General features: G+C 41.2%; 6 protein-coding genes. All 6 read left to right on the top strand.

Annotation, left to right across the window (positions count from 1 at the left end; genetic code table 11):
• The first annotated feature begins 212 nt into the window (after positions 1-212).
• Positions 213-1,547 (top strand): HD domain-containing protein, encoded by a 1,335-nt coding sequence (locus tag ACJQWY_RS06730; RefSeq protein WP_407076966.1) that lies wholly within the window; start codon positions 213-215, stop codon positions 1,545-1,547.
• An 83-nt stretch (positions 1,548-1,630) separates the two neighbouring features.
• Complete coding sequence (gene rpoE, locus ACJQWY_RS06725; protein WP_407076965.1) at positions 1,631-2,227, top strand: DNA-directed RNA polymerase subunit delta; 597 nt, start codon at positions 1,631-1,633, stop codon at positions 2,225-2,227.
• Between the two features lie 241 nt (positions 2,228-2,468).
• The gene (locus ACJQWY_RS06720; RefSeq protein WP_407076964.1) at positions 2,469-4,076 is read left to right on the top strand and encodes a CTP synthase; all 1,608 of its coding nucleotides are present in this window, start codon (positions 2,469-2,471) and stop codon (positions 4,074-4,076) included.
• A 252-nt stretch (positions 4,077-4,328) separates the two neighbouring features.
• Positions 4,329-5,591 carry a UDP-N-acetylglucosamine 1-carboxyvinyltransferase gene (locus tag ACJQWY_RS06715; protein ID WP_407076963.1) on the top strand — a complete coding sequence of 421 codons (1,263 nt, stop codon included), beginning with the start codon at positions 4,329-4,331 and terminating at the stop codon, positions 5,589-5,591.
• A gap of 323 nt (positions 5,592-5,914) precedes the next feature.
• A complete protein-coding gene (gene cshA, locus ACJQWY_RS06710) occupies positions 5,915-7,453 on the top strand; it encodes a degradosome RNA helicase CshA (protein WP_407076962.1) in 1,539 nt (512 codons plus the stop codon).
• A gap of 155 nt (positions 7,454-7,608) precedes the next feature.
• A partial coding sequence (acpS, locus tag ACJQWY_RS06705; protein ID WP_407076961.1) for a holo-ACP synthase occupies positions 7,609-8,086 on the top strand: 478 nt, incomplete at its 3' end.

Here is an 8,086-nt window from a genome sequence, read left to right as displayed (position 1 = left end):
CAGGCTCATTGAAAGTAAAAGTTTCGATTTCATCGGCCTGTTGAATGGTTGTTTTGAGTTGAACTTGGATTAAGCGTGGTTCCATTTTGTTTGTCGACCTTTCGCAAAATTAATATAGCTTTCATTTTAACGATTTGTGGCTGTTGATGCAAATATTCGCAAGAGCTGGTAACTTAAGGTATAATGGGCTAAAGAGCTTAGGGGGAGAAAAAATGCGGGAAAAAGTATTTCGAGATCCAGTGCATAACTTCATTCGGATTGACGATCCATTGATTTTGCGGTTAGTAGATACACGTGAATTTCAACGCTTGCGCCGAATTAAACAGTTGGGAGTAGCCAATACGGTCTTTCACACGGCTGAACACTCACGGTTTAGTCACTCGTTAGGAGTTTATGAAATTGCCCGTCAAATTGCCAATCATATGGAACAATTTTCCCAACCGAGTGAGGAATCCGGTGTTGGGGCGTGGGATTCCAGTGAGCGGCAAGTGTTGTTGACAGCTGCCTTGTTGCATGATTTGGGGCATGGACCGTATTCGCATACCTTCGAACACATTTTTAAAACGAACCATGAGAAATATACACAAGATATCATTCTTTCACCTGAAGCGGAAGTTCACCAAGTTTTAGTGGCGGCGGATCCAGAGTTGCCTAATAAGGTGGCTCAGGTGATTGCTAAAACGTATCCGAATAAACAAGTAGTTGCGCTCATTTCGTCGCAAATTGATGCCGACCGGATGGATTATCTTTTGCGAGATGCCTACTATTCCGGTGCTACGTATGGAACTTTTGATTTGGCACGGATTATTCATTTAATGCGACCAGTGGAAGATGGGATTGCCTTTGAACAAAAGGGGATGACGACGGTTGAAGATTATATTGTGTCTCGTTATCAAATGTATGAGCAAGTTTATTTTCATCCGGTATCACGGGGGATTGAAGTCTTACTGACGCATTTGCTTGAACGGGCGACTCAATTATATCGGGGTGAGGTTTCGAGTCAATTTGCGGTGCCTAATTTTATTACCCCCGATTTAATTCCATTGTTTGAAGGACAATTTACCTTGAGTCAATATCTGGATTTAGATGATGCTTCCATTTTAGAAAATATTAATTTGTGGCGGCATGCGCACGATCAAGTTTTATCTGATTTAGCCAAACGTTTTTTAGATCGTCAACCGCTCAAGTCGCTTGAGATCACAGAGACTTCTCGACCCCATTTGCCAGCAATTCGGCAGATTATCGAAGCAGCCGGATTTGATGCGCGATACTATACCGCAGAAAATGATAGTTTTGATACGGCGTATGATTTATATCATCCTAACAGCAAAAATGCGAAAACTCAGATTGAAATTTTGCAGCCGGATGGTCATTTAGTAGAGCTGTCTACGCAAAGTCGATTGGTTCAAGCGTTACGAGGTAAGACATACGGGAATGCGCGGTATTTTTTCCCGCGTGAGATGCTGAAAACTCAAACGCCGGATGATTTGATGGCTCCGGTCTATCAAGAATTCCAACAACATATCAAAAATGGGCAGATTGTTTAAATAAAAGTATAAATTACATTGAAGAAAAGTTTAAAATAAGGTATTATTAATTGTTAGTAATTCATCGAAAGGATGTGCGTGATTTGGCATTATCAAAGTTTGACAACCAAAAAAAAGATGAGCTCTCAATGATTGAAGTGGCTCGCGAAATTTTACATGAGCGGCATGAAACAATGAATTTTTATGATTTGTTGAAACAAGTGCAAGAATTTATTGGTAAGAGTGATGCGGAAACTGCTGAGCGGACGCCTCAGTTTTATACTGATTTAAACATTGACGGTTCATTTATCTCTTTGGGTGAAAATATGTGGGGACTGCGTTCTTGGTATCCATTTGATTCCATCAATGAAGAGATCCACTTGGACTTAGAAGAAGAAAAAACGCCAAAGAAGAAAAAGAGTTCAAAGAAGGTTGCGGCTCTGTTGGATGCAGACGATGACGATGTTGTTGGCTGGGATGATGATCCTGAAGAAGACGACTTTGAAGAAGAGCCTGTTGAAGCAGACGAAACGGTAGCTGTGGATGATACCGATGAAGTTGAAACCGATACGGATGATGACGATGACGACGATGCAATTGCCGGTGATGAATTTGAAGTTTCAAATGGAATTGGGGATGAAATCAGCGGAATTGGTAAGAATGTTGATGACGATTATGGGTCAGGGGATATTGAAAAATAAATTTTTGACTTATTAAAGATATTTATGTATAATAAAGTCCCGGGCTGTTGTTTGAAAAAGCAACTCGACGAATAAAAAAACTTTCGTGCTCCCAATGCTATTTTTAGCAGAGGGAGCATTTTTATTTTTTAATTGCATAGTTTGCAGCTATAAGTTTGCAGACAGGACCAACGGGTTATTGAAAAACAGCTCTATTGAATGGGATGAATCAGGCGCATGTATCGAGGGAGGCAATAAACGTATGGCGACGAAATATGTATTTGTAACTGGTGGAGTGGTTTCTTCACTTGGAAAAGGAATTGTAGCTGCATCTTTAGGACGTTTATTGAAAAATCGTGGATTTAAAATCGCGGTTCAAAAATTTGATCCATATATTAATATTGATCCAGGAACCATGTCACCATATCAACACGGTGAAACTTTTGTGACAGAAGATGGGTTAGAAACTGACTTAGATTTAGGACATTATGAACGTTTTATTGATATCAATTTAAATCGTTATTCAAATATTACTTCAGGGCGTATTTATTCGGAAGTCTTGGCAAAAGAACGGAGGGGCGATTATGATGGGGCGACGGTTCAAGTCATTCCACATATCACTAATGCTTTGAAGGAAAAAATGATGCGTGCCGCCGAAACAACAGATGCCGACATTGTCATCACGGAAGTTGGTGGAACGGTTGGTGATATTGAATCATTGCCATTTGTGGAAGCATTGCGGCAAATGAAGCGGGACGTGGGAGCAGAAAACACTTTCTATATTCATACTTCATTGATTCCATATTTGAAGGCGGCTGGTGAAATGAAAACCAAGCCAACCCAGCACTCAGTTACTGAATTGCGGTCATTAGGAATTCAACCCGATATGTTGGTCGTACGGACAGAGCAACATATTACACCAGAAATGCGAGATAAGTTGGCACTCTTTACCGATGTAGCTCCTGAAGCAGTCATTGAATCAATGGACGTTGATGTCTTGTATGAAATTGTCAATAATATGCAAGCTCAAGGAATGGACGACGTGGTCTTAAAGCACTTTGGTCTTAAAGCTCCAGCAGCTGATTTAACCGCCTGGACGCAGATGATTGAGCGCATTAAGAATTTGAAGAAGTACTTGAAGATTACCTTGGTCGGAAAGTATGCTGATTTACAAGATGCTTATATTTCAGTTAATGAAGCTTTGCGTGCTGGTGGCTATGCAGTAGATGCTGAAGTCGAAATTAATGCAGTTAACTCCGAATTAGTGAACGCAGCAAATGTAGCTGAAATCTTAGCCGATTCTGACGGAATTATTGTGCCAGGTGGCTTTGGACCACGTGGAACGGAAGGTAAGATTTTGGCCATTCAATATGCTCGTGAAAATAACGTGCCATTCTTAGGAGTATGTTTGGGGATGCAACTAGCAACTGTTGAATTTGCTCGGCATGTTTTAGGACACGCTGATGCAAACTCAATTGAGTTGGACCCTGAGACCACAACGCCTGTGATTGCATTGATGGATGATCAAAAAGAGGTTACGAAGCGTGGTGGAACTTTACGTTTGGGATTGTATCCAGCTGTATTGAAGGAAGATACTAAGACCCGCGAAGTTTATGGAACGGCCGAGGTGCAGGAACGGCATCGACACCGCTTTGAATTTAACACGACTTACCGCAAAGAATTTGAAGCAGCTGGCATGGTCTTTGCTGGGACTTCACCCGATGATCGTTTGATGGAAATTATTGAATTACCAAGTAATGATTTCTTCGTTGCCGCACAGTATCACCCAGAATTCGTATCACGGCCTAACCATCCAGAACCATTGTATGCAGCTTTTGTAGCAGCAGCTTTAAAAAAGCATGAAGCTTAATTTTAAAAATTAAAAAATTAGATAGAACGAAGTGCTTGCGCTTCGTTTTTTTGATGGTGGTAAGTTCCCGTGGTAAAATAATTCTATAAGTTTTTAGTTACCTGTTGTTAATATTGTAATTTTACTGTAAAATATTGATGTGATGAAAATGTTAACGGATAGTCGTAGGATATGACGACGAACAGAACTAATTATAAAAACAGAAATTATTAAAAAATGGGGTTAGAATTCCCTATCAATCGAGGTTTAATGATGAAGAAATTAATTATTCATGGCGGAAGGCGTCTGTCAGGAGAGGTTTCCATTGGTGGGGCAAAAAATTCTACGGTTGCATTAATTCCGGCATCAATTTTAGCCGATACTGTTGTTAAATTTGACAGCGTACCAGATATTTTGGATGTTTATAATTTGCAAATTATTATGGAATCAATGGATGTTCATTCAAATTTTGAACATGGGGTTTTGACAATTGACCCTACGAAGATTAAGGAAGCTAAGCTACCTTCCACTGCGATTAAGAGTTTGCGAGCATCATATTATTTCATGGGTTCTTTGTTGGGAAAGTTTGGGCAAGCTGAAGTAACCTTCCCCGGGGGGGATAATATTGGTCCCCGGCCTATTGATCAACACATTAAAGGCTTCGAAGCCCTCGGGGCGGAAGTAGAATATGATGATGATACGGTTAAAATTAATGCTCCCCACGGGTTACATGGCGCTCGGATTTATTTAGACATGGTTTCAGTGGGAGCAACGATTAATATTATTTTGGCTGCCGTCCGCGCTGACGGAGTCACAATTTTAGAGAATGCGGCAAAAGAACCGGAAATTATTGATTTGGCGACTTTCTTAAATAATATGGGGGCCCAAATTCGAGGTGCTGGGACGGATACTATCCGTATTGTTGGGGTACAACGTTTAGAATCACATAATACGCACACGATTATCCCCGACCGGATTGAAGCAGGAACTTACTTAGCCATGGCTGCGGCGCAAGGTGATGGGATCTTGGTTAAAAATATTATTCCTGAACATTTGGATGCATATATTGCTAAAATGATTGAGGCCGGGGTCAATTTAGACGTACGTGAAGATAGTATTTTTGTGCCCAAAACGACGCAATTTAAAACTATCAAAATTAAAACGACACCTTTCCCTGGTTTTGCGACCGATTTGCAACAACCGATTACGCCTATGCTAACATTGGCAGATAGAGAGAGTGTCATTACTGAGGAGATTTACCCTGAACGGACGCGACACATTCCAGAACTTAATAAGTTAGGGATGGATGTTGAGAGTCTTTCACACGGCTTGATTGCGGTTCGTCCTGGTCATGAGTTGCATGGAAGTGTTGTTTCAGCGGCCGAAATTCGGGCTGGAGCGGCTTTGGTTATTGCAGGTTTGATGGCTGATGGCGTAACGACAATTAATAATGCGGTTCATATCTTGCGGGGGTATGATCATATTATTCAAAAAATAACAAATTTAAATGGTGATATCCAGATTGTTGATGAATAATAACATCAAATGTTTTAATACGGATAAGCATCAGTATTTCAAGTAGACCAGAGTGATTGCGTCTGCTTTTTTATTTGCTAAATCTTAAGATACATTGTGTTGATGTTTTTATTAAGTGCCGGAGCAATCAATTCATTTTAAAGCACTTTCTGATAACAAGTTCTTGTATTTTAGCAGTAAGTGCGGTAACCTTAATAGGTTGTAAAAAATTCTTTGCCAGGGGATAATGCGTTATTAAGTCGCCGGATTGTGACCAGGTTATATTCTGTTCAAAGAATTTTCATTTAGTCAGCGAAAATTAATTTCGCAATTGGAGGAAGATTTTGAAGTTTTCAGAATTGGGTCTCTCAAAAGACCTACTAACAGCCATTGAAAAACATGGCTATGTTGAAGCTACACCGATTCAAGAGGAGACAATTCCTTTGACCTTAGCGGGCCGGGATGTCATCGGACAAGCTCAAACCGGAACCGGTAAAACGGCGGCTTTTGGTTTGCCAATCTTAGAGATGATTAATGATAGTCGTCAAGTCCAAGCCTTGGTGGTTTCCCCAACTCGGGAATTAGCTAATCAAACACAAGAAGAGTTATTTAAATTAGGCCGGGACAAGCGAGTTCGAGTTCAAGCGGTCTTTGGTGGTGCTGATATTCGTCGACAAATCGATGGTTTGAAGCGTGGAGTTGATATCGTCGTGGGAACTCCTGGACGTTTAATTGATCATATTCGCCGGGGAACGATTGATTTGTCTCACGTTAAGACTTTAGTCCTAGATGAAGCTGATGAAATGCTAAACATGGGCTTCTTAGAAGACATTGAAGCCATTTTGAAGGCGGTGCCAAACGAACGGCAAACTTTGTTGTTCTCAGCGACGATGCCACCCGCTATTAAGCGGATTGGGGTTCAATTTATGACGAACCCTGAACACGTGCAAATTGCTGCTAAAGAATTGACGACTGATTTGGTTGATCAATATTATGTGCGTGTGCGTGAACAAGAGAAATTTGATACATTTACGCGGATTTTGGCCGTACAAGAGCCAGAATTGGCCATTGTCTTTGGACGTACTAAGCGTCGCGTGGACGAATTGACCCGTGGTTTGGAATTGCGAGGCTTTAATGCTGCAGGAATCCATGGTGATTTAACGCAACAAAAGCGAACGCAAGTCTTAAAGGCGTTTAAGCACGGTGAAATTAATATTTTAGTTGCAACTGATGTGGCCGCACGTGGTTTGGATGTTTCAGGTGTTACCCATGTTTATAACTTTGATATTCCGCAAGAGTCTGAATCATATGTGCACCGGATTGGTCGAACTGGCCGGGCCGGATCACACGGAACTTCAGTGACGTTTATTGCTAATTCAGAATTAGATTACTTGAAGGAAATTGAAAAGTTAACGAAGAAGCGGATGCTAGCTTTGAAGCCATATACGCGAGAAGAGGCCATGACTGCTCGCATGAAGACGGCGGTTAGTTCTGTCGATGGCGTGGTTGCTTCAGTTGATACGAATTTAGTTGGGGATGAAGTCGATACTTTGTTAGAAAAGTATGATGCCCGAACATTAGCAGCGGCTTTGTTGGCTTCATCAGCTAATTTGTCACAACTTGAAGCTGACTTTACGCTGACCCGTGAACGCCCATTGCCAAACAAGAAATATGGTCGTGGTGGATCGCGTGGATCTCGCAATGGTGGAGGCTACCGTGGTGGTCGGCGTGAAGGTAATGGGAATTATCGGCGGAACGGACGTGATTCAGAACGGCGGAAGTCATACGACCGTGGTTCGCGGACTGGGTCAGGTGATCGTTCACAACGTGGTTCACGCCCTTCTGGACGGCGGAAGTTTGTAATTCGTGAAAATCAAGATTAATTAAACTGTAAATTGGACTAATGTCATAGAACTGGCATTAGTCCTTTTTTAGTTTTAAAATGGACTCTAGGAGAAGCACTATTTATTCGTTAAAATATGATAAAATGTAATGATTAGCAACTACGTGTTGAAGGAAGTACATAAAGGGGACAGCTATGATTTTTGGACATGGGATTGATATTCAGACGATTTCGCAAGTTAAAGCTTTAGCTGAGCGCCAGCCGAATTTTATTGCAAAAATTTTAACACCCGCTGAACAAGAAGAGTTTAATGCGCGGGTAGGCAAGCATCGTTTTGAATTTTTAGTTGGACGCTATGCTGCTAAAGAAGCGTATGGTAAGGCTTTGGGTACTGGAATTGGCCATGGTTTAGGCTGGCAACAATTGCAGATTATAAATGATGAAAGCGGACAACCCGTTTTTCAAATGCATCCTAAGCAAGCTGAGTTTCGGGCTCATCTTTCAATTTCACATACGGATGATTTAGTTAAAGCTTCAGTTATTTTAGAAAATTTAGTCACGCAAGAAGTTTCCGTTAGTACGCACCGGCCAGCTTGGATTGAAATTTCGGCCTTGGCTTTGGCCCATAATGTTGACTATATTCGGAAGTTAACGCATGCTAAAAGATTTGTGG

The organism is Weissella kandleri (genome assembly GCF_045504165.1).
In the GTDB taxonomy this organism is placed as follows: Bacteria; Bacillota; Bacilli; order Lactobacillales; family Lactobacillaceae; genus Weissella; species Weissella kandleri_A.
This window is presented reverse-complemented; position numbering and strand designations above follow the sequence as displayed.